The 21,696-nt window shown below is 69.4% G+C and carries 24 protein-coding genes; 6 read left to right on the top strand and 18 right to left on the bottom strand.

The window, feature by feature from the left end:
* Positions 1-26 precede the first annotated feature (26 nt).
* From ABZU75_RS30640 to ABZU75_RS30620, 5 genes are all read right to left on the bottom strand, one after another.
* The gene (locus ABZU75_RS30640) at positions 27-692 is read right to left on the bottom strand and encodes an AIM24 family protein (protein WP_355561613.1); all 666 of its coding nucleotides are present in this window, start codon (positions 690-692) and stop codon (positions 27-29) included.
* A gap of 167 nt (positions 693-859) precedes the next feature.
* Complete coding sequence (locus ABZU75_RS30635; protein ID WP_355561610.1) at positions 860-2,077, bottom strand: RNA polymerase sigma factor; 1,218 nt, start codon at positions 2,075-2,077, stop codon at positions 860-862.
* Positions 2,078-2,098: 21 nt separating this feature from the next.
* Positions 2,099-2,440 (bottom strand): YciI family protein, encoded by a 342-nt coding sequence (locus tag ABZU75_RS30630; protein ID WP_355561607.1) that lies wholly within the window; start codon positions 2,438-2,440, stop codon positions 2,099-2,101.
* Positions 2,441-2,501: 61 nt separating this feature from the next.
* A complete protein-coding gene (locus tag ABZU75_RS30625; RefSeq protein WP_355561604.1) occupies positions 2,502-3,356 on the bottom strand; it encodes a class I SAM-dependent methyltransferase in 855 nt (284 codons plus the stop codon).
* 145 nt (positions 3,357-3,501) lie between these two features.
* Positions 3,502-3,909: a hypothetical protein gene (locus ABZU75_RS30620; protein ID WP_355561601.1), complete on the bottom strand. Its 408-nt coding sequence runs from the start codon at positions 3,907-3,909 to the stop codon at positions 3,502-3,504.
* 98 nt (positions 3,910-4,007) lie between these two features.
* On the opposite strand from ABZU75_RS30620, the gene ABZU75_RS30615 reads away from it, so the two are divergent.
* Positions 4,008-6,695: an AAA family ATPase gene (locus tag ABZU75_RS30615; protein ID WP_355561598.1), complete on the top strand. Its 2,688-nt coding sequence runs from the start codon at positions 4,008-4,010 to the stop codon at positions 6,693-6,695.
* Between the two features lie 190 nt (positions 6,696-6,885).
* On the opposite strand, the gene ABZU75_RS30610 is transcribed toward ABZU75_RS30615, so the two are convergent.
* A complete protein-coding gene (locus tag ABZU75_RS30610) occupies positions 6,886-7,515 on the bottom strand; it encodes a DUF899 family protein (protein ID WP_355561595.1) in 630 nt (209 codons plus the stop codon).
* A gap of 195 nt (positions 7,516-7,710) precedes the next feature.
* Here ABZU75_RS30610 and ABZU75_RS30605 point away from each other — a divergent pair, with 195 nt between their 5' ends.
* Positions 7,711-8,562, top strand: a complete 852-nt coding sequence (locus ABZU75_RS30605) for a DUF72 domain-containing protein (RefSeq protein ID WP_355561592.1) — start codon at positions 7,711-7,713, stop codon at positions 8,560-8,562.
* A gap of 19 nt (positions 8,563-8,581) precedes the next feature.
* On the opposite strand, the gene ABZU75_RS30600 is transcribed toward ABZU75_RS30605, so the two are convergent.
* The 6 genes from ABZU75_RS30600 to ABZU75_RS30575 form a co-directional block, all read right to left on the bottom strand.
* Positions 8,582-9,034 carry an SSI family serine proteinase inhibitor gene (locus tag ABZU75_RS30600; protein WP_355561589.1) on the bottom strand — a complete coding sequence of 151 codons (453 nt, stop codon included), beginning with the start codon at positions 9,032-9,034 and terminating at the stop codon, positions 8,582-8,584.
* A gap of 158 nt (positions 9,035-9,192) precedes the next feature.
* Positions 9,193-10,668 carry a DHA2 family efflux MFS transporter permease subunit gene (locus ABZU75_RS30595; protein WP_355561586.1) on the bottom strand — a complete coding sequence of 492 codons (1,476 nt, stop codon included), beginning with the start codon at positions 10,666-10,668 and terminating at the stop codon, positions 9,193-9,195.
* 73 nt (positions 10,669-10,741) lie between these two features.
* Entirely contained in the window at positions 10,742-11,230 is a 489-nt protein-coding gene (locus tag ABZU75_RS30590) for a MarR family transcriptional regulator (RefSeq protein ID WP_355561583.1), read from the bottom strand.
* A gap of 349 nt (positions 11,231-11,579) precedes the next feature.
* Entirely contained in the window at positions 11,580-11,828 is a 249-nt protein-coding gene (locus ABZU75_RS30585; RefSeq protein ID WP_355561580.1) for a cell division protein SepF, read from the bottom strand.
* Positions 11,825-12,043, bottom strand: a complete 219-nt coding sequence (locus ABZU75_RS30580; protein WP_355561577.1) for a hypothetical protein — start codon at positions 12,041-12,043, stop codon at positions 11,825-11,827. The genes ABZU75_RS30585 and ABZU75_RS30580 overlap by 4 nt, the downstream gene beginning before the upstream one ends.
* A 144-nt stretch (positions 12,044-12,187) precedes the next feature.
* On the bottom strand, positions 12,188-12,766 hold the full coding sequence (locus tag ABZU75_RS30575) for a CGNR zinc finger domain-containing protein (protein ID WP_355561574.1): 579 nt from the start codon (positions 12,764-12,766) through the stop codon (positions 12,188-12,190).
* Positions 12,767-12,871: 105 nt separating this feature from the next.
* Between ABZU75_RS30575 and ABZU75_RS30570 the strand changes: the two genes are divergently transcribed.
* Positions 12,872-13,753 (top strand): hypothetical protein, encoded by an 882-nt coding sequence (locus ABZU75_RS30570; protein ID WP_350913920.1) that lies wholly within the window; start codon positions 12,872-12,874, stop codon positions 13,751-13,753.
* A gap of 12 nt (positions 13,754-13,765) precedes the next feature.
* Here ABZU75_RS30570 and ABZU75_RS30565 read toward each other — a convergent pair whose 3' ends face one another.
* Positions 13,766-14,230, bottom strand: a complete 465-nt coding sequence (locus ABZU75_RS30565; protein ID WP_355561571.1) for a helix-turn-helix domain-containing protein — start codon at positions 14,228-14,230, stop codon at positions 13,766-13,768.
* A 46-nt stretch (positions 14,231-14,276) separates the two neighbouring features.
* On the opposite strand from ABZU75_RS30565, the gene pip reads away from it, so the two are divergent.
* Positions 14,277-15,224 carry a prolyl aminopeptidase gene (gene pip / locus ABZU75_RS30560; RefSeq protein ID WP_355561568.1) on the top strand — a complete coding sequence of 316 codons (948 nt, stop codon included), beginning with the start codon at positions 14,277-14,279 and terminating at the stop codon, positions 15,222-15,224.
* Positions 15,225-15,275: 51 nt separating this feature from the next.
* Here pip and ABZU75_RS30555 read toward each other — a convergent pair whose 3' ends face one another.
* On the bottom strand, positions 15,276-16,148 hold the full coding sequence (locus ABZU75_RS30555) for a L,D-transpeptidase family protein (RefSeq protein WP_355561565.1): 873 nt from the start codon (positions 16,146-16,148) through the stop codon (positions 15,276-15,278).
* A 256-nt stretch (positions 16,149-16,404) separates the two neighbouring features.
* Between ABZU75_RS30555 and ABZU75_RS30550 the strand changes: the two genes are divergently transcribed.
* Positions 16,405-16,902 carry a helix-turn-helix transcriptional regulator gene (locus ABZU75_RS30550; protein ID WP_355561562.1) on the top strand — a complete coding sequence of 166 codons (498 nt, stop codon included), beginning with the start codon at positions 16,405-16,407 and terminating at the stop codon, positions 16,900-16,902.
* 255 nt (positions 16,903-17,157) lie between these two features.
* Here ABZU75_RS30550 and ABZU75_RS30545 read toward each other — a convergent pair whose 3' ends face one another.
* The 3 genes from ABZU75_RS30545 to ABZU75_RS30535 form a co-directional block, all read right to left on the bottom strand.
* Positions 17,158-17,553, bottom strand: a complete 396-nt coding sequence (locus ABZU75_RS30545) for a Rieske (2Fe-2S) protein (protein ID WP_355561559.1) — start codon at positions 17,551-17,553, stop codon at positions 17,158-17,160.
* A 64-nt stretch (positions 17,554-17,617) separates the two neighbouring features.
* Positions 17,618-18,985 carry a HAMP domain-containing sensor histidine kinase gene (locus ABZU75_RS30540; RefSeq protein ID WP_355561556.1) on the bottom strand — a complete coding sequence of 456 codons (1,368 nt, stop codon included), beginning with the start codon at positions 18,983-18,985 and terminating at the stop codon, positions 17,618-17,620.
* A 1-nt stretch (position 18,986) separates the two neighbouring features.
* Positions 18,987-19,655, bottom strand: a complete 669-nt coding sequence (locus ABZU75_RS30535; protein WP_355561553.1) for a response regulator transcription factor — start codon at positions 19,653-19,655, stop codon at positions 18,987-18,989.
* 124 nt (positions 19,656-19,779) lie between these two features.
* On the opposite strand from ABZU75_RS30535, the gene ABZU75_RS30530 reads away from it, so the two are divergent.
* A complete protein-coding gene (locus tag ABZU75_RS30530; RefSeq protein ID WP_355561550.1) occupies positions 19,780-20,334 on the top strand; it encodes a hypothetical protein in 555 nt (184 codons plus the stop codon).
* 114 nt (positions 20,335-20,448) lie between these two features.
* Here ABZU75_RS30530 and ABZU75_RS30525 read toward each other — a convergent pair whose 3' ends face one another.
* Entirely contained in the window at positions 20,449-21,540 is a 1,092-nt protein-coding gene (locus tag ABZU75_RS30525) for a hypothetical protein (RefSeq protein WP_355561547.1), read from the bottom strand.
* Between the last annotated feature and the right edge of the window lie 156 nt (positions 21,541-21,696).

The raw sequence follows: 21,696 nt of genomic DNA, 5'->3' as shown, positions 1-21,696 counted from the left end.
CCGAACATCAAGAAATGAAGCCGGGCCTACTGTGCCTGTACCACCGGCGGGCCCTCGCTCGCCTGGACGAGGACGAATCCCTGGCCCTGGAAGGCGAGTTGCATGGCCTCGCCACTGCCACGGCCGATCAGCGCGCCGACCTTCATGGTTCGGTTGACGCCCACGTGTAGGCCGGCACTCCAGCAGACCGCGGACTGACCGTCGGCGAAGGTCGGCATCTGGGAGGTATCGAGGAGCACCGGCGTGCCGTGCGCGGTGACCGCGACCCAGCCGGTGCCCTTGATCGTCATGTTGAACAGGCCGCCCGCGGCGATCCCCGCGCCCTGCACGCGCTGGATGTCCCAGGTGAGCTGGGGATCGAAGGCCAGCAGGTTGCGGCCGTTGACGGTGAGAGCTTCGTTCTCCAGGTAGAACAGGTGGATGTCGTCGGCGTTGTCGGCCAGGAACAGCAGGCCCTGCCCCCTGACCCGCATCAGCGGGGCGCCCTCGCCGGTCACCATCTTCTTGAACAGTTTCCCGACCCCGCCTGATCCCTCGTAGTCGAACTCCATCTGGCCCTGGAAGGCGACCATCGAGCCCTGCCTGGCGAGCACCTCGTGCGGTAGCCGGACGCGAAGCATCTTGGGGTTCTGCAGGGCGAAGTTGGCGGGAACCTGCTGGGAGTCCAGGTTCCCGAAGAGCGCGCTGCGCATGAGGCTCCCTTTGATGGGGGTAGTCGACATGGGTAGTGACGAACGAGGACGGCACTCCGGTTCCCGTGGCCTGGTCGTACTCCCACGCTCGACGACCCGGCGGTGGCGGTCCGACCTCTGACCGGACTCGATTCCCCGGCGGGCGATGCGGGGGGCCGAGCATGCCGTCAGCGAAGCTGCAGCCGGTTGCGCAGGAAACGACGCTCGGCGTCGGTGGGGGCGAGGTCGAGCGCCGCGCGGTAGCTGTCGGTCGCCTCCTGCGTGCGGCCGGCGCGTCGCAGCAGGTCGGCGCGGGTGGCGTGCAACAGGTAGTAGTCGTTGAGCTGTCCGGTCTCGATGATCGCGTCGACCAGTGGTAGCGCCGCCTCGGGACCGTTGGCCATGCCGATCGCTACGGCACGGTTCAGATCCACGATCGGGCTTGGTGCGATGCGCGCGAGCTGTGTGTACAGCCCGACGATCTGTGGCCAGTCCGTCTGGGCCGCGACCGGCGCGGTCGCGTGGCACGCCGCGATGGCCGCCTGGAGCTGGAACGGCCCGGCGCGGCGCCGGCGTAGTGCCTGTTCGCAGATCGTGGCACCCTCCGCGATTTGCGCCTGATCCCAAAGCGAGCGGTCCTGCTCGGCCAGGGTGACCAGCTCGCCGGCCGCGTCCACGCGCGCCGGCCGCCGGGCATCGTGCAGCAACATCAGCGCGAGCATGCCATGAGCTTCGGGCTCGTCGGGCATCAACACCGTCACCACCCGCGCGAGACGGATGGCTTCCCGGCACAGCCGGGCCTTCCGCGGGTCTCCGTATCCTTCGTTGAACAGCAGATAGAGCACGTGGAGTACGGCGGGAAGGCGGTCTGGTAACAGGTGCGCGGGCGGCACCCGAAACGGGATGCCCGCGTGCGCGACCTTCTGTTTCGCTCGAAAGAGGCGCTGACCCATGGTGCGCTCCGGCACCAGGAACGCACGCGCGATCTCGACGGTGCTCATGCCGGCCAGGCTCCGCAGGGTCAACGCCACCTGGGCGTCGAGGCTCAGCGACGGATGGCAGCAGGTGAACATGAGCTCCAGGCGCTCGTCGGGGATCTCGCTGTCGCTCAGGTAGGGCGACGGCTCCAGGTCCATCGCGGCCACCTCCCGTAGCTTCGCCGCCTCGGTCGACGCGCGACGCATCCGGTCGATCGCGCGGTGGCGTGCCGTGGTGGTCAGCCATGCCAGCGGCTGGTCCGGTACGCCTGATTCCGGCCACCTTTGGAGTGCCTTCGCGAACGCGTCCTGCGTACACTCTTCGGCCAGGTCCCAGTCGCCGCCGGTGAACCGGATCATGGTGGCCACGATCCGGCTCCACCCGTCGGCGTAGATCCCGGCGATCCGGTCCTCCATCTGACCTGTCACCGGCGTCGTCCGTCTTGGCCGCTAGTCCTCGTCGTCCGGCCAGAACGGACGCAGCTCGATCATCCCGGCCCAGGCCATCGGGTGCCTGGACGCGACGTCGATGGCCTCGTCGAGGTCGGCGCACTCGAGGATGTCGAAGCCGGCTATCTGGTCCTTGGTCTCCGCGTACGGGCCGTCGGTCAGCAGCACCTCACCGTTGCGGACGCGAACCGTGGTCGCGTCGCTCGCCGGCCGGGTGCGGTTGCCCATCAGCCGGATCCCCTTGCCGTCCATCTCCTCGACCCAGTCCTCCACATCCGGGGCGCCGTCGTCCTGGCCGGGCGAGTAGCTCGGGTCGGTGCACACCAGCATCAGGTACTTCATCGGGCTGCTCCTGTCGCGGAATCGGTGGTGGTCATGGATGACGAACAGGCAGGGCCCGCTACTACAGGTTCACATCAAGTTTTTTGCGCAGCCGGGCAGTCGGAACAGCCGCAATCGAAGGCTCGGGTCGGAGAGAGTCAACGAACGCTTCGGCTTTCGTACTCGGAGAAGGCTGGTGCTCCGGCGGGATGCGGTAGACGGACACGTGGGAACGCGACTCGGCGGTGAAGTCGGCCCCGGCCCAGTCCGCATGCCTGGCCTCCAGCTCGAACCCGGCCAACTGAGCCATGAGGTCGAGCTCGGCCGGCCAGATGTAGCGGTGCGGGCTGCGGAACAGCTGAGCCTGCCTGCTCTCATCGAACCTGAAGTGGTGCGACACGACGTGCTGGCGCAGAACGTCGTAGGTGTCCAAGCCGATGTAGCCGGGCTCGGAATGCCACACCGTGGCCTGCTGACCCGGTGGGAGCTTGCGCAGCTCAGGCACCCAGAGCTCGATCACGAAGCGGCCGCCGGGTATGAGGTGGCGGGCGGCATTGCGGAAGCACGCGACCTGCTCGGCTTGGGTGAGCAGGTTCGAAATCGTGTTGTAGACGAGGTAGACGAGCGTGTATTCGCCCGGGGCGACGGCAGTCGCCATGTCGCCGACGACTACCGGGATCGTCGCTTCGTCCACTTTCGTGCGCAGCTGGTCGATCATCGGAGATGACAGCTCGATGCCGGTGACGGGCACCCCTCGCTCGGTGAGCGGGACGGCCACCCGGCCGGTTCCGATGGCGAATTCGAGCGCCTGTCCGTCGCCTGCGAGTTCGGAGAGGCGCTCCACGGTCGGCCCCAGGACCTTGGGCGCGAACATGCCGATGCCCGGCGTGTCATAGCGCCGGGCGGTGTCGACGTCCCAGAGCTCCTCCTGTTGCATGCCTCCAACGATCGCCATGGGTATAGGCATTGTCCAATGATTTTGTGACCCTACGGGTCGCGAACGTACGCGAGCCGCTGCGTGCCCGGATCCTGTCAAGCATCAGCCGGGACACGAAGCCGGCTTCAGTTGGATCGCGGCGGGTTCACGAGGCCTTGCGAAGGCCGGCGAACTGCAGGCCGGCGAAGCCGGCGACCACTACCGCCTGTACGATCACCAGCGCGGTGCCCAGGCCGGTCAGCGGGAACCAGCCGGCGATGAGCAGTTCCGCGCTCGCGGCCACCCAGGCGATGTTGACGGCCATCACGACGCCCACGGCGGCCTTGCTCACCGTCGGCCGTGAGGCGAGGACGAGCAGGCCGGCCGCGAAAGCGACCAGGAACGCGCCGATCGGGTAGAGGAAGACGGCGGGGAGGCCGAACATCTCGCCGAAGATCGCCGCGACGACGACGTAGACGACCCCGTTGGCGCCCGTGCCCACCGCGTCCTGCCTGAGGGCGAAGCGGAGCAGCTTGGCGTCGGTGGTCTTGACGGTGCCGGCGATGGTAGCCATTTCGAGGATCCCTTCGTGGTGCTGACGTGCGTGTGATCACGAAGTTACGCAGGTCCGCGCCACCCCGAATCAGTCATCGTGACGGTAGGTTCCTGACCGTGCTGTACGGGCGATCCAGTGAACAAGCGGACATCGAACGGCTCCTGGCGGAGGCCAGGGCCGGCCAGAGCGGGGCCCTTGTCATTCGGGGTCAGGCGGGGATCGGTAAGTCGGCGCTGCTGCGCTATGCCGCCACGCGAGCGGAAGGCATGCGAGTGCTGCGCGGTGTCGGCATCGAATCCGAGGCCGAGTTGCCCTTCGCCGCGCTTCATCTGCTCCTTCGCACCGGGCTCGACCGGATCCGCGCACTGCCCGATGCGCAGGCCGCCGCACTCAGCGGGGCCCTGGGCCTGGGCGACATCGCGTCGGAAAACCGGTTCCTGGTCGGGCTGGCCACGCTGAGTCTTCTCTCCGAACTCGCAGGGGATGGCGCGCTGCTCTGCCTCATCGACGACGCGCAGTGGTTCGACCGGGCGTCCATCGACGCGCTGGTGTTCGCCGCCCGCCGCCTTGAGGCCGAAGGTGTCGTTATGATCTTCGCCGCCCGCGCGGGTTTCCATGCCGCGGGGCTGCCCGAGCTCCGGCTGGGTGGGTTGGACGGTGCGGCCGCCGCCGCCCTGCTCCCCGCCGACCTGCCACCGCAGGTGCGAGAACGCCTCATCGAGGAATCGGACGGCAACCCCCTGGCGCTTGTCGAACTGCCTGCCGCGCTCACCGCGGAACAGCGGGCGGGACGATTGTCGCCGGTGGGTGCGATGCCCGTCGCCGATCGAGTTCGGGAGGCGTTCCAAAAACAGATAGCCGCGCTTCCCGAGCCGGCGCGGGCCGCGTTGCTGATCGCGGCGGCGGACGGCTCCGGCGAGCTTGAGACGGTGGCGGCCGCGGGCGCCTCCCTGCAGGGCCTTGAGTCAGCCGAGCGGAGCCGCCTGATCGAGATAAGGGGGACGACCATCGGCTTCCGTCATCCCCTGATCAGGTCGGCCGCCTACCAGAGCGCGCCGGTCACTCGGCGCCTTGCCGTACATCGGGCCCTCGCCGACGCCCTCACCGGCTCGGCCGCCGTGGACGCGGCCGACCGGCGGGCGTGGCACCTGGCCGCCGCCGTGCTCGGATCTGACGAGGGAGTCGCACGAGAGCTGGGGGAAGCGGCGGAACGGGCACGTACCCGCAGCGGCTACGCCGCGAGCGCGGCCGCCTACGAGCGAGCCGCCGAGCTCACCGCCGATCCGGTACGACGATCCGGACGGCTGGCCGCCGCCTCGCTGGCGGCGAGTGACGCCGGGCTGATGGGCCGCGCCGCCGCGCTCGCCGACAGCGTCACGTCCGATGTGGACGACCCTGACGTGATCACCGCGCTGATCCAGGTGCGTGCCCATCGCGAATTCGAGCTGGGCACACCGCTCGCAGCGGGCCGGATCATCCTGGACGGCGTTCCCCGGGTGGCGGCTCGCTCCTCGGAGTGGGCCACCTGGCTACTGGTGGAGACCGTCCGCTGCGCCTGGTTCGCCGGTGACGCGCGGCTGGCCGAGGAGGCGGCCGCGAGCCTCCGCGCGCTTCCCGAGACCGGCTCGCCACTGGTCAGCGGGGCGCTCGGGCTGACCCGCCTGCTGAGCGGTGACATCGAAGAGGGGATCAGGCTCATGGGCGAGGCGGTCGACGGACACGCGCTCGCCGGACTGGGGGTGCCCGGGCTGACCTTCACCGCCTCTCTGTGCCTTCCACTGGGCCGTGCCGTCCACTACGAGGAGGTCACCGGCCAGATCGTGGCGGAGTGCCAGAAGAGCGGAATGATCGGCTGGCTCGCCTTCGCGTTCCAGGATCATGGCCTCGCGCAGGGGTGGCTCTGCCGGTACGGCGAGGCCAGGGCGGCCCTGGACGCAGGGCTGCGACTGGCGGTGGACCTGGGCCATGAGCACCGGGTCAGTCACCTCATGTGCTCTCTCGGATGGGTGCTCGCCCACCAAGGGGATGTGGAGAGGTGCCGAGCGACCGCCGAGGAGGGCATCGCGAGGGCCGACGGCCAAGGACAGGCCCTTGCCGCGGCCATCGGACGCTGGGCACTCGGCCTGCTCGAACTCGGCCTGGGCCGCCCGGACGCCGCCCTCCGGCAGTTGGAGGCCATCTCGCTGACGGGCATCGCCGTCCTCTCCGCCGCCGACCAGGTCGAGGCGGCCGTTCGTGCCGGTCGGCCGGAGCGGGCGAAGGAGCCACTCGCCCGATATCTGGCCTGGGCGCGGCACGTCCGTCAGCCGTCACCCGACGCGATCGCGCTGCGCTGCCGTGCCCTCGTCGAGGGGGACGAGGCGCACTTCGCGCATGCCGTGCGCTGCCATGAGGCAGCCGGTCAGCCGTACGAGCAGGCGAGGACGCGACTCGCCTACGGTGAGTGGCTACGACGGGCACGGCGGCGAGCGGACGCCCGGTCGCAACTGCGCGGCGCACTGGAGATCTTCGACCGGCTCGGCGCGGAGCCGTGGGCCGAGCGCGCCCGGGCGGAGCTGCGCGCGACCGGAGACGTTCCGGCGGCGCCGCGCAAGGCCGACGACCCGCTCAGCGTGCTCACCCCCAGGGAGCGCCAGATCGTACGGCTGGCGGCCAACGGCGCCTCCAACCGCGACATCGCCGCCCAGCTTTTCCTCAGCCCGCGGACCGTCGGCTATCACCTCTACAAGGCGTTCCCCAAGCTGGGTATCACCTCCCGGTCCCAGCTGGCAGCCGTCGCCCGGTCCTCACGGGGGCCCGACTGATCGTCCACCCGGATGTGCGGTCGAACCATGTGCGGTGACGGCCCGGCCTGTCCAGCTCCGATGATCAGGGTTCCTCGCCCGCCTCGTCGATCTCATCGCCGAGGCGGGCGAGGACGCCGGACGTGGCGGTGCGGTTCGGTCTCGGCGGGATCATCAAGGCCGAGCATTTCGGGTCCGCGCGGTGGATCACCTATCCGTAGGTGGGGTGCTGCGGCCAGCCGGGTGGGGAGTCCTCCCAGTCCTGCTGCCGGCCGTACGGGGTGAGGTCGAGGACGCTGTGCGCGAAGACGAGCCGGTCCACGCCGCGGGAGGTGGTGTTGTAGGTCCGGTAGACGTCCTCGCCGTCGCGCAGGAACACGCTGAGCATGAAGCCGCGACCGGCGCCGCAGTCGTCCGCGAACGAGGTGCCGTGTGAGGACACGAACGGCAGGGTCCAGCCCATCCGCGCCTTGTACGCCTCGATCTGGGCGAGTGGCATGTTCGACACGGTCACCCAGGTGACCCCGAGCTCGGCCGGCCAGGCCAGCCCGGCCACCGGGACGTTGTTGGTGAACCCGGTGCAGCCCGGGCAGTAGTCGTCCGGCCCGTTGTCCATGAACTGGTAGAGGACCAGCTGTCCTCGCCCGTCGAACAGGTCGAGCAGGGTCTTCGTGCCGGTTGGCGTGTCGAACGCGTAGTCGTTGGCGAACCTGACCATTGGAAGGCGGCGACGCCGTGCGGCGAGCGCGTCCTGAGCGCGGGTGGCTTCCTTCTCGGCTTTGAGTAACTCGTCGCGGGCCTGTTGCCACTCCTCGGCCGAAACAATCCTGGGCTTCTCCATCCGCCGATTGTGCTCCCGGGTACCGACAAAATCCTGCCACCGACCGGCGCGCCCGCCGATCATCGGCGACAACCTTCTGGGGGAACCCCGCCAAGGCTCGCCATCCAGGGCACCGGACTGCTACGGACGGCGTGCCGGCGGTAGCGGAGGCATGCCAGGTTCTCTCTCCTACCGGCCTTGGATAGCGTCGAGGTCATGCGGCTTCATGTGGGATGCGCGATGTGGACTCTCAAGTCATGGCAGGGGCGTTTTCTGCCTCATCCGCTCCCGGTCGGGGAGCGCCTGCGGGCCTACGCGACCTGGTGCAACGCGGTGGAGGGCAACACGACGTTCTACGCGACACCGGCGCGAAGCACGGTGGAGTCGTGGGCGCGGCAGACCGGCCCGGACTTCCGCCTGGTGGTCAAGCTGCCCAAGTCGATCACGCACGAGGGTCGCCTTACCGGTGTCGAGGAGGAACTTCGATCGTTCCTGGAGGCGATCGAGCCACTCGGGCCTCGCGCTCACGCCCTCTGGATCCAACTGCCGGGATCATTTGCTCCGACCGACCTCGGCACCCTGGCGGGTTTTCTGCGCAGGCTTCCCCGCTCGTACAGATACGCCGTCGAGGTCCGCCATCGCGCGTTCTTCGACGACGAGCGATCCGAACGGCTTCTCGAAAGGGTTCTCGCCGGCGTTGGTGCCGAGTGGGTTCCCTTCGACACCGTCACCCTCTTCCAAAGCCCTCCGACCAGTGACGCCGAACGAGACGCGTGGACGAAGAAACCGCGTGTGCCGCGCCGGTCGGTCGCGCTCACCGACCGTCCGGTCGTGCGCTACCTCGGCAGGGACGCCACGGAGCGCACGATCGAGGGCTGGCGGCAGTGGATCGACACGGTCACCGAATGGCTACGCGAGGGCCGCTCGCCGACCGTGTTCATCCATACCCCCGACAACGCCGATGCGCCGATGCTCGCCCGTCGTTTTCACGACGACGTACGGGCCCGGCTGCCCGAGGTCGAGCCGCTGCCCGAGCCCATGCCGACCGAGCCGCTGACCCTCTTCTGACCGCGCAGGTTCAGTGTGCTCAGAAGCTGCCCACGGCTCCGAGCGCATTGTGCATCTGGCAGCTGTTCCCGAAGGTCTGAGACGACATGGTGAACCGGCTCTTCCACACACCGACCGCCGACACCGTCACCGGCTCATAGATCAGCGGGCAGACCAGCCCCGCCGCGGGCTTGAACTTACGCACGTCGCCACTCGCGGGCTCCAGCGCCGTGCACGCCTCCCGTGTTTTCGGGTGCGTCCCTCCGCCGACCGGTGAACACTGCAACACCACCGCCCGAGTCGACGGCAGGACGGTCAACCCCTGAGTGAGTGTCAGCACCAGCGCCCGGGCTGACAACTCGTCTCCCGGCACACTGGACGCACCCGGCCTGGGGTCACCGAGTGAATCAGCGCCGGCGGGTGACGCACTGAGCGTGGCCATCGCAGCAAGGAACGCCGAACCGAGGACCATCCACTTCGTAAGCCGCTTCATCCAGACCATCTCCCAGCTCACGTGGTGTTCGACGCTCCCAGCGTGACCAGCGGTGACGAGGAGACCAAGTACCGACCCTCCAGGTGCGGGTCAAGATTCCGCGAGGGTAAAGCCGGGTGGCACATCCGGAGCCGGGGCCGAAACGGCCGCGGTGGTGATCAGGCGATCCCGGACCGGACCGTCGGTGCGGCGGAGGGCTCGTCCTGGGGGGCGGCGTCCGGCCTGGGCTGCCGCAGCACGATGAGCGCGACGGCGAAGGCGGCCACGAGCAGAGCGGCGGCGGTACCGAAGGCCAGCTGGTAGCCGCCGGTCAGCGCGGCCGCCTGGTTCTCGCCGGCAGCCAGCAGTTCCTCGGTACGCGAGGCGGCCAGCGTGGACAGTACCGCGACGCCGGTGGCCATGCCGACCTGCTGGGTGGTGTTGAACAGCCCGGACGCCAGGCCCGCGTCGTCGGCCCCGGCACCGGACATGCCGAGCGTGGCCAGCGCGGGGAGTACCAACCCGCCACCCGCGATGAGCAGCATCACCGGGAGCAGGTCGGTGACGTAGTCCGCGTCGACCGGGACGCGGGTGAGCCAGCCCATCGCACCGAACAGGAGCGCCAGGCCCGCCAGCAGGACGGCGCGCTCGCCGAAGCGGGTGTTGAGCCGGGCGGAGACGAACAGGGACACCCCGCCGATGGCCACCGCCGCGGGGAGCATCGCCAGGCCGGTGTCGAGCGCGCCGTAGCCGAGGACCTTCTGCATGTAGAGCGCGACGAGGATCTGGAAGGCGAACATGGCGGACAACGCCAGCATCTGGGCCAGGTTGGCGCCGGAGACGTTGCGCGAGCGGAAGACCCGCAGCGGCATGAGCGGGGTCCTCGCGGTCGCCTGACGGATGAGGAACGCGGCCAGCAGGGCGAGCGATACCGCGCCGAACCCGAGAGTGTGCGTCGCGAGCCAGCCGTACTGCTCGATCTTGACCACGGTGTAGATGCCCAGCATCAGCCCGCCGGTGACCAGTACGGCGCCGAGGACGTCGGCCCCGGCGGCGAGTCCCGCCCCCCGCTCGCCCGGCAGTGCCCTGATCGCCAGCGCGATCGTGGCCAGTCCGATGGGCAGGTTGATGAAGAAGATCCAGTGCCAGCTGAGCGCGTCGGTGAGAACCCCGCCCAGAACCTGGCCGATCGAGGCTCCGGCGGCACCGGTGAAGCTGAAGACGCCGATCGCCTTCGCGCGCTCCCCGGCCTCGGTGAACAGCGTCACCAGGATGCCCAGCACGACCGCGGAGGCCATGGCGCTGCCGACGCCCTGCAGGAAGCGGGCGGCGATCAGCATGCCGGGCCCGGCGGCCACTCCGGCCAGCAGCGACGCGACGGTGAAGACCGCGTTGCCCGCCAGGAACATGGTCTTACGGCCGATGAGGTCGCCCAGCCGGCCGGCCAGCAGGAGCAGCCCGCCGAAGGCGATGAGGTACGCGTTGACGGTCCAGCTGAGCTCGGCGGGTGAGAAGCCCAGATCCCGCTGGATGGCCGGCATCGCCACGGTCACGATGCTGCCGTCCAGGATCGTCATCAGCGCCGCGGCGGACAGCACGGCGAGTGCCGACCGGCGTGATCGGGTTGGTCGGGGCGAAGGTGGGGTCTGCGGCATGGCCATCTCCTGTCCGGAAGGGAACAGGAGTGACCGTAGCAGATAGTTTTATTGTAGACGATCCCTTGTGGATCTACTTTGCCCGCTGCCGTGCCCGCCGGACCGCCTGTGGCGCCTCGACCGGGACGGCCAGATGGCCGGTCACCAGGCGATTCATGGCCCGTACCAGCACCTCGCGCTCATCGGTGGGCAGCGATCCCAGTGCCGCCCGGTGCACCCCGTCGACGATCTCCTGGCTCTGCCGTGCGACCTCGGCGCCCTTCTCGGTGACCGAGATGATCCGGGCCCGCCGGTCCGTGCTGGACGGGCGGCGTTCGGCGAGCCCCGCCTTCTCCAGGGCGTCCACCGTGACCACCATCGTGGTCTTGTCCATGTCGCCGATCTCGGCGAGCTGGATCTGGGTGCGCTCCTCCTCCAGGGCGTGCACCAGCACGCAGTGCATCCGCGCCGTCAGTCCGATCTCGGCGAGCGCCGCCGCCATCCGGGTTCTCAGCACGTGGCCGGCATGGTCCAGCAGGAACGACAGATCGGGCTCGGTGCGGGCGGGTGCCATGGCGGTCATGTCCCCAGCATAGCGATTAGTTCTGTTCTGGATTATCTGCAAAGGTCGTTGACGGCCGTCAGGCGATCGCTGTGCCTGACGGAAAAGTTCGCTTTCGATAGTCAGTGAGAGAATGTCCGCACGGTAATTAGTGCATTTCCTGCGACGATGAGTCACATGAGCGACATGCTTCTTGGCCTTGCCGATCTCCGTCGGGCATGTGCTCTACTGCTCGACGCGGTGGAGAGGCAATACGGCGAACACGTTGAGTTGGAATCACTCGCGGTGGACCACTACCGGGACCTGCCTCTTGCGGCGGCTTTCGACATGTCGAATGACCCGGCCACGGAGATCGGGGTCGGTCGGCTGCCTACCGCGCCTCGTGAGCGGTCGATGGCCACTCGGCCATTCCGCGAGGCGTCAGCAGGAACACCTTGGGAGACAGGCGGTCCATATTCCCGCCCCTGCCGAACACCAGGCCGGCGGCGAAATCCACGAACTGCTTGGCCTCGCTGTCCGGCAGCTTGGTGAGGTCCATCACCACGGGGGTACCGGTACGAAAGAAATGCCCCACGTAGAGGGCCTCGTTGTAGTCCCGGGGACACAGTGTTTTAATCACCGCATCAGTCTCCACCGCCCATGGTGACCGTCAAGTCCTCTTCCGAATCGGTGGTCACGCGTCGCGGCGAAGATTCCGGTCATCCACGCGGGGCGTACATGATGACCAGCACGCAGCCCGCGCTGTTCTCTGACACCCTGCCAGACCAGCCAGGCCCCGCCGATCTCGGCGAGTGCGGCGATCACGAACAGCAGGAGGGAGCGGGCGACGGTCACGGCTGTGACTTTAGGGGATCGTCCGGCGGCCACCGCCTGGATCAGTGTCCCGCGGATCATCCGAAGGTCGGCGATCCGCTGTTCCACCTCGGCGGGCTCGGCCGTCGCCCGTGCTCCGCCGCGAGCGGCCCCGGGGTACAGGATCTATCCGGGGTCCGTGCCGGACGTCGCGTCCTGCGCGGGGTGGCGGGCGGCGTGCCGTCTGGCGCGGTAGGCGCTGGCCTTGGCGCGGTTCTGGCAGGACAGGTCGCAGAATCTGCGCGAGCCGTTGCGGGTGGTGTCGAAGAAGACCAGGTCGCACCCGTCGGCCTGGCAGGCGCCGAGCCGGGTGGCCTGGCCGACGCCGATGACCATGGCCAGCGCCGTGCCCATGTCGGCCGCCCAGGCGTCCACGAGGGGCGCGTCGGGCCGGTGGAAGGCCAGCCGGTGGGGCTGACCCGGATCGACGCGCAGGCTGGGGACGGCGGCGTGCCGTATCAGCAGATCGTTGAGTGCGGCCGCGACCTCGGTGATGGTCCCGCCCGCGCCGAACGCCGGCCGTAGCCGGGCGGCGATCCCGGCCAGCCGATCCGCCTCCGCGACGGTGAGGGCACGCGGAGCCCGGTCGGTCACGACGCCCTCCTCGTTGATCGCGGCCAGCCGCTCGGCGCTCGAGGCCGGTGGCGTGACCTCGCGGCCGTGCGCCGAGGTGGCGGTGAGGCGGTTGACCAGAAGAGCGGCCAACTCGATCCTGCTACCGACGTAACTGTCTATTTGAGGTTGACGAGTGATGCGCCAAGGATCTACTGTCACTGTCATATTCTACATAGATAGTGATGAACGGGGCTTATGATGTCGGAGTTCTCCAAGCTGGCACGGCAGATGTGGCACCAGATCGAGCCGGTGCACGCGTCGCTCTATTTCTCCCCCGAGGCTTTCGACGAGGCGGCGCGGCTCGGCTACGACATCGAGTCGCGCTGGCCGAGCTACTTCGCCTGGCGTACGGCGCCGCTCGGTGCCGCCGGGCCGAAGCTGGTCACCGGCACCTACTACAGCTTCAGCCCGGCGGCCGTCGCCGAGCACGTGCCGGGCATCTGGGCCACGGCGCGGCCCGAGGCGGTGCTCCAGGCCCGGTTGCGGGCGGTGGACCGCACCTTGCGCACCCTCCTCGGTGACAAGGTCGCCACACCCGAGCTGGCCGAGGCGGCCGAGCTGGCCGTCAGGGCCGCCGAGAGCGCCGAGGTCGTCCACCGGCCCCTGGCCGCCGCCAACCTCGATCTGCCCTGGCCCGAGGAGCCGCACCTGGCGCTCTGGCAGGCCTACACCGTGCTGCGCGAGCACAGGGGCGACGGGCACCTGGCAGCCCTGGCGACCGCGGAACTGGACGGGTGCGAGGCGCTGGTCTCGTTCGCCGCGATCGGGGCCGCACCGGTGAGCAACTTCGCGGGCCGCGGCTGGAGCGACGAGGAATGGGCGGCCGCCCGCGACCGGCTGGCCACCCGTGGCCTGGTCGACGCGGAGGGGGTCGCCACCCCGGCGGGCCAGGCGCTCCGTGACCAGGTCGAGCGGATCACCGACGAACTGGCCGCCGGGCCGTGGCGCGCGCTCGGGACCGAGTCGGCCCAACGGCTGGCCCTGCTCAACCAGCCTCTGCTGGGCGCGGTGTTCGAGTCGGGGATGCTGCCGATGGTCAGCACCCTGGGCATCGGCAGCGTGCGGGCGCCGGAATAGGGACGGCCCGGTCTACAGATCGACCGCCCCGGCGATCCTGTCCCGCATCGGCCGCCTGCTCAGCGACTCCAGCGCCTCGTCGACGAGCCTGCTCAGCGGGTAGGACAACTCCGCCTCCAGTTCGGCCGCCGCCGCGCTGGTCGCCGCCCACTCCTTGTCGAGGAGGGACATCAGTGACTCGGCCCTGGCGGTCAGCCTGACGATCCGCTGGCGCGCGTCGGCGCCGGGGGCGAGTGTGACCAGATCCTCCTTGGCCAGTTGCGCGACCGTCTGGCTGGCCGCCGAATGCGTGACACCGATCGCTCTGCCCAGGTCGCGGATGGAGCTGGGCCCGGTGGCCGCCAGTGTTCGCAGGATCGGTGTGTAGCGCGGGCGGAAGCCGTCCAGGCCGAGGTCGGTGTAGACGGCGGCGACCCCCGCGTCCAGCTGGTCGAGGAGATGGCGCAGCCGCGTACCGAGTAGCTCGGGAGTTGACATGCCACTAATGTACCAGTGCTGTTATATCTCCGGAGAGGAACTCGCCTTGTACCCCCCTATCGAGCCCCACGAGCACGGCCTGCTCGACACCGGTGACGGCAACCTCGTCTACTGGGAGGTCTGCGGCAACCCCGCCGGCAAGCCCGCGGTCGTCGTCCACGGCGGCCCCGGGTCGGGGTGCGGGTCCGGCCACCGTCGCCTCTTCGACCCCTCGCGGTACCGGATCGTCCTGTTCGACCAGCGCAACTGCGGCCGCAGTCTGCCGCACGCCGGCGACCCCGCGACCGACCTGAGCACCAACACCACCCATCATCTGGTCGCCGACATGGAGCGCCTGCGCGAGCACCTCGGCATCGACCGGTGGCTGCTGTACGGCGGGTCGTGGGGCTCCACGCTGATGCTCGCCTACGCCGAGACCCACCCCGAGCGGGTGTCGGAGATGGTCGTCGCCAGCGTCACGATGACGCGCCGCTCCGAGATCGACTGGCTCTACCGGGGGGTCGGGCGGTTCTTTCCCGAGGAGTGGGAGCGGTTCAGGCGGGGAGTCCCCGAGGCCGACCGCGACGGTGATCTGCTCGCGGCCTACGCACGGCTCATGGCCGACCCCGATCCCGAGGTGCGGGCCAGGGCGGCGCACGACTGGACCGCCTGGGAGGACGCGGTGATCTCCCTGGAGCCCAACGGCACGCCGAACGCCTACAGCGACCGGCCCTCCGCCGCCATGCTGGCCTTTGTGCGGATCTGCGCGCACTACTTCTCCAACGCCGCCTGGCTGGAGGAGGGTGTCCTGCTGCGCGAGGCCGGACGGCTGGCCGGGATCCCCGGCGTACTCGTCCACGGCCGCCTGGACCTGGGCGGACCGCTCGACACGCCATGGCAACTCGCTCAGGCCTGGCCCGACGCCCGGCTGGTCGTGGTCGACGACGCCGGGCACACCGGCAGCGACACGTTCAGGACGGAGATCCTCTCAGCCCTCGACGCCTTCGCCATCTGAGCACGCGAAAGGCCGGCACCGCCGGTACGGGACGGTCGCCGGGCTGAGGTCTCACCTTCCCCGCGGGCCGTGCGCGGGGCGTGCGGACGTGGCGTGTCCACGCGGAATACGGGGGGCCTCGGGGTGCCGAGCCCTGGGGATCCGCCGGGGTCGTTCCGGGTGAGCCTCCGGGCGGCGTTCGACGTGGACCTCGGGACGGCGGACGTACACCGGATCACCCGGCTGGAGGAGCCGGTAGAGGGGGACGGCGTTGTGCAGCGGGACCCGGACGCACCCGTGGGAGGCGGGGAAGCGGGGAACGAGGGTGGAGCCGTGGATGGCGATGCCGCCGTTGAAGTAGACGGAGTAGAACATCGATCCCAGGATCCCGGTGGACCAGCCGGGGAGCCGCACTCCGACCCGGTAGTCGCCGACCGGGGTGTCGGCGAACCCGCAGTGGCCCTTCTCGCAGTACGACCTGCGGGCACCGGTCGAGATATGGGTCACCAGCACGGGTTTCCCTTCCTTCCACACCGTGAGGAGCTGGCGTTGCAGATCGATCTCGGCCCGCTCGGGCCCTCCGTACCCCACCAGGGGCCTGATGCGCCTGGGGCGCAGGAGGGCCTGCCAGGTCGGCAGGTCGATCCTGTCGACGGGCCTCAACCCGTTGGCCTTCTGGAAGGCCCATACGGTCATGCGCAGCGCGGAATCATACGTGGAGCTGAGATTTCCCGGGGTGAATCCCAGATCTCTAAGCCTTTTCTTCACATTATGCACCTCGATTCCCCTGCTGCCCATTTTGAGGATCGTGAATTGGTCGGGAAGGGGGGCCTGCTGGAAATCCGGGGAGGGGTCGATCGCGGCGTGCGCGACGCCGATGGGGAGGGTTGTGGCCAGGGCGAAGATGGCGCCTGCGATCAGGGAGCGGTGGACGGTGCTTCGCATATGTGACGCCTATCCGCTGGCAGGAGGGATTAACCCTGTAATGCCGCTTGCCAGAAAGTAAGAGTTATACCGCTACGTGCGACCTGACGGTTAATGTGGAGGGATTTTCCCGAGAAAACAGATATGTGTTTTCAGGCGATGTTATATTATTATTTTAGAGACATATATACGATATTTTCGGAGCCGTTGAGCGTGAACGGTGCACTGCCGCGCACCGTTCGCGCTGCTCTCGGTCCGGCCGAGCCACCCCTATGAGATGCATCGCTTCGTCGTCGACACCCACAAGGACTACGTGACCGGGTTGCCGCGCAGCCTCTACCACGCGGTCGACCGTCTGGTCAGGGACGAACTGATCGCGGCTGTCCAGACCAGCAGGGAGGGGCGGAGACCGGAGCGCACCGTCTACGAGCTGACGGATGAGGGCAGGGCGGAGCTCGCCACCCGGCTGCGGCGGCTGCTTGAGCAGGTGGGGCCCGACAGCCTCACCTTCACCGCGGCGATCTCACTGATGGGGTGCCTGCCGAAGGCCGAGGTGGAGCGGGCGCTGCGGGTCAGGGCCGCCCCCCTCGAAGGGAGGGTCGTCGCGGCCGACGCCAAATCTGAAAGGGCTCACCGAGAGTGGGCTGCCCCCGGTGCTCCTGCTGGAGCTCGAATGCGAACGCGCCCTGCGCGCCGCCGAGCTCGACTGGGTACGCGGTCTCCTCGTCCGGCTGGAGTCGGGCGAGATCACCTGGACCGGCAGCCTCAACCGTGAGCTGCCGGGCTGGATCGACGAGCAACCGCTTCTTCTTCGGCTTCGATCAGGAGCGCGAGCGACGGTTTCACCGTGGGGCTCCGGCGGATCGGCGACGAACTGGGCTGCCGTACACACCTGCTCTGAGCGCACGGCGTTTCCGGTACCGGATCCGCAGAGCCGGAAAACGCCGGGTGTGTCCCTCTGGGGCGCACGGGGATGCTCGCGGACGTCACGAAGACATCCCCGTACGGGATCCAGGGGAGCACCGGCCGATCAGCCGAGCCGGATGACGCCCTTGGAGACCTTGATCTTCCTGCGGGCCAGCGGCCGGGTGGCCGGCCCCCTGGCCACCGAGCCGTCGGCGATCCGGAACCTGCTGCCGTGGCAGGGGCAGTTGATGATCCCGCCGCGGATGGTGGCGACCGCGCAGCCCTGGTGGGTGCACTTGGCGCTGAAGGCGCGGAAGGTGCCCTTGACGGGCTGGGTGACCACCCATCTGCCGCTGATGATCCGGCCACCGCCGACGGGGATGCTGCTGGTCTTGGCGAGCACGGGACCGGCGGTCTCTCCGGCCTCCTCGGTCGCCTCGGCCGCCTCGGCCGGGCGTACCAACGCGACGGCCGACGCGATCGCGGCGGCGGCGCCGCCCGCGAGGCCTCTGAAGATCATTAATCGACGGGTGGGGGTGGGCATGGCGGGCCTCCCGGGGGGACGAATGGATCGCGTGTGTGGTTCATATCACAGGAAAGCGGGCCTGCAGGCAGGCTCCGCGATCCTCCCCGGCGATGCGCAGGCTGCCACCGTGCCGTACCGCGATGTCCCTGGCGATGGCCAGCCCGAGGCCCGATCCGCCCGCGTCCCTGTCCCTGGCCTCGTCCAGCCGGGTGAACCTGTCGAAGACCGCCTCGTGGTGCTCGGCGGGGATGCCGGGGCCGTCGTCGCACACGTCGAGCACCGCCTCACCGCCGTCCGTGGCCAGCCGGACCGTGACCGCGGAGCTCGCGTGGCGTACGGCGTTGTCCACCAGGTTGGCCACCAGGCGGCGCAACTGCCCGGCCGAGCCGAGGACCACCGTGTCGGCCGCCACCTCCAGCGTCACCCTGATCTCCGGCCTGGGCCGTGATCGGGCCGCCTCCTCGGCGGTCACCTGGCCGAGGTCCACCTCCTCGTGGCAGACGGGCTCTGCCGCGTCCAGGCGGGCGAGCAGCAGGAGGTCGGAGGTGAGCACCTGGATCCGTTCCACGTCGGTCAGCGCCTCGGCCGCCAGCGGCCCCGGCGGTGCCAGCTCAAGGCGCGTCCTCAGGATGGCCAGCGGGCTGCGGAGCTCGTGGGCGGCGTCGGCGACGAAGCGCTTGTGCCGGCTGACCGCCAGTTCGAGGCGGTCGAGCGTGCGGTTCATGGTCTCGGCGAGGCGGGCGATCTCGTCGCGCGACCGCGGTACGGGGACCCGCCGGTGCAGGTCGCTGGCGGTGATGTCGGCCATCTCGGTACGGATGGCCGAGACCGGTGCCAGTGCCCGGCCGACGGCGAGCCAGGTCAGGACGGCGACCAGCAGGAGCAGCGCGGGGATGCCGGGCAGCAGCAGGCCCCACAGTGCCCGCAGTGCGTCTCCCGTCGGCTCCAGCGACGCCCTGGCCTGCACGACCAGCACGCCGTCGGCGGCGTCCACGGGCATCGTGGCCAGGGCGAAGTCGTCTATGGGCGCCCACTGCGCCACCTCGGCGGGCTGGGCCGTGGTGCCGCTCTGGAAGTCCCGCACGACTCCCGGGGACTTTTCCCCGGGCGATGCGGTGGTGGCCGGGCTTCGGACCGAAAGTTCGGAAACCAGCGGTGCGGGGTACGTGAGGATCTTGACGTCGGGATCGAGGAGAGTCGTCTCCGCCAGACTGACAACATCGGCGGGTTTTCCGGCGACCGCCACGCCGCCGGCGAGCACCTTGGCGGTGGCGTCGGCACGGCGGACGGCCTCGTTGGAGGCGCTCCGCGCCAGGCTCCCGGTCAGCACGCCGACGAGCACCGCGGCCGCCACGCCCAGCGCGACCGCGACGATGGCGGTGGCCGCGAGGGTCGCCCGGAGCCGCACCGACAGACGCGACGCCACCTCAGGCCTCCAACCGGTAGCCGGCGCCGCGCACCGTCACCAGCGACGAACGGCCGAACGGAGAGTCGATCTTGCGGCGGAGCGCGCTGATGTAGACCTCCACGATGTTCGGGTCGCCGTCGTAGGAGAAGTCCCACGCCTGGGCCAGCAGCTCGCTCTTGGAGACCACCTCGCCCTGCCTGCGCGCCAGGCCGTGCAGCACCGCGAACTCCTTGGGGGTGAGGGGGATGTTCACCTCCCCGCGGCGGCAGCGGAGCCCCGCGGGATCGATGGTCAGGTCGCCGACCACGATGGACACCGGTCTGGCGTGGCCGCCCCGGCGTACCAGCGCGCGCAGCCGGGCCAGCAGCACCACGTAGGAGAACGGCTTGGACAGGAAGTCGTCCGCGCCGGTGTCCAGGGCCTCTGCCTCGTCGTGCACCCCGTCCTTGGCGGTGAGCATCAGGATCGGCGTCCAGTTCTCCGCGTCGCGGAGCCTGGCGCAGACGGTGTAGCCGTTCATCCGGGGCAGCATGACGTCCAGCACGATCACGTCGTACGGGTTCTCGGTCGCCATCCACAGCCCGTCGCGCCCGTCGTACGTCACGTCGACGGCGAATCCCTCGCCCGCCAGCCCATCCTTCAGCAGATGGGCCAGACGTTTCTCGTCCTCAACCAGCAGCACGCGCATACCGCTCAGAGTGCCGTATCCCGCCTAAAGCCAACCTGAAGATGATTTCTGCTGCCTTCAGGCTGGGTTCAGGTAAGGGGCGGGAGTTTGTGATCTCCAGATTCGCCTGACAAGGAGAATGCCCATGCGTATCCGCATGCTCGCCGCCGCCGTGGTGACGGCGGGGGCACTGATGGCCACCCTGACCGGGGCCGCCAGCGCCGACAACACGCCCATGCCCGGCCCCCAGGAAGGCACCGTGCAGATCCAGTGCGAGGGAGGGGGGCAGGCGACCCTGACGACGCGTCGGCTGACCGAGGCCGAGATCAAGGAGTTGGAGAAGACCGGATCGTCGCCCGCCGCGCCCGCGGGACGGGCCGACGAGGCCGGGGTGCCGAGCGGCCACGTCAAGGTCTTCAGGGGCACCTGGGCGGAAGGGGAGGATGCGAAGGAGCGTCTCTCGCTTTCCGAGAGCGTGGCTCCCGTCAATGACATCAAGGTCATGGCCGCTCCCTCGGGAACCGCGGCGCCCGGGGCTCCGGAGGCCGTGATGACGACCGTGATCTCCGAGGACGTTCCCGAGGGGGCCGAGAAGGTCGAGGGGGCCAAGAAGGCCAAGAAGGTCGAGGGCGCCAAGGTCGAGGTCACAAGGACGGCCTCCGAGGGCGAGCCCACCGTCACCTGCTCCAAGAAGGACTAGTCCCGCGGGGGGATCCCAAGGACCTGCGAGCCGGCCGGGGAAACCCGTGCGGGAGTGACCCCGGCCGGTTCGCAGCCAACCGGGAGGTCGTGTCGTGTCGGGGGTCGATGCGGTTCAGCCCTCGGGGAAGGTCGGGTGCGGGCCCAGGGCCCAGTACTCGTACAGGCCGTAGCCGACGTGGCCGTCGTACTCGAAGCGGCCGACCGCGTCGACCAGGCCCCACATTGTGGCGGCGTCCTCCGGAAGGGTGTGGGTGACGCCCTGGACCACCGGTTCCGGCCCCTGGTACATGCCGTGCCTCCAGTCCGATTCCAGGCCATATCCGGTGCCCACCATCAGGTGCACCGGAAGAATCGGGGTGCAGTGCACATCGAAGGGCTTGCCACCCGGCGGGGAGAAGGAGATCGTCGCCTCCCGTACGTCCCGGGTGCCCTCCGCGTACGTCGGACGGTACTCGGGACGGCCGAGGTACTCCTCCTCGCCCTCTCTCGGGGTGCCGAACCCCCACACCCGCACCGCCTCCTCCAGCACCCGGCGGCCCTTCTCGTCCTCCTGGACGATGCACAGGATGGCGTGGTCGTCGAACTGGATCGGGGTGTAGAGCCAGTAGAAGGTACCGGCGTCGCGGGCCTGGATGCCGGGGGGCTCGGGCTCGCCGACCGGGCGGATGCCCCACGAGCGGTCGCGGGTGCCCTGCCAGCGGTCCGGGGTGACCTCGATGCGCTCGTCGCCGATCAGGATGTGCCCACTCCACCTGCCGGTCTGGGCCAGCCGGGAGGAGTCGAACAGCACGCGCTCCTGCCGGCGTAAGAAGTGCCGGGGCTCCAGCGTGGCCGGGATGGTGCCCTCCCAGCTGAGGTCGAAGGAGAGGCCGTGCTCGGTGGGGTCGAGCACCACCCGCAACCGCCTGAGCCCCTCGATCACCTCGACCCGGAACGGGCCGACCCGGGTGTCCATCCGGTCGTCGCCGAGTTCCCGGGAGGCCCGGACCACGCGGTGCAGGTTCCGGTGGCGTACGCAGGCGAACGCGTCGGTGACCCCGAGGTTGGGATACTGCCCGAGGCCGACGATGAGCATCAGCTCGTCGGATCCGGCGTGACAGTTGAAGTAGTACCGGTCGTAGAAGTTACGGTCCGAGGTCGTGACGTGCCGCATCACCTCGGGTGACTGGTGTACGGGGTGGTCGTCGAGGGGCGACAGCGTCATCGGGTGCTCCTTCTGTCTCAGGAACACGTTCTAACAAGCGCTTGGTGAATCGGTCAATGGTGCGCGGTCCGCACAGCGGTATGGCCCGCGCCTTCGAACGCGGGGGGCCGCGGCCCGTGGGGGCGGCCGGCGAGGGGCGGGGGGTGGGGGGGAGGT

It is taken from the genome of Streptosporangium sp. NPDC005286 (genome assembly GCF_040607515.1).
GTDB lineage: Bacteria > Actinomycetota > Actinomycetes > Streptosporangiales > Streptosporangiaceae > Streptosporangium.
This window is presented reverse-complemented; position numbering and strand designations above follow the sequence as displayed.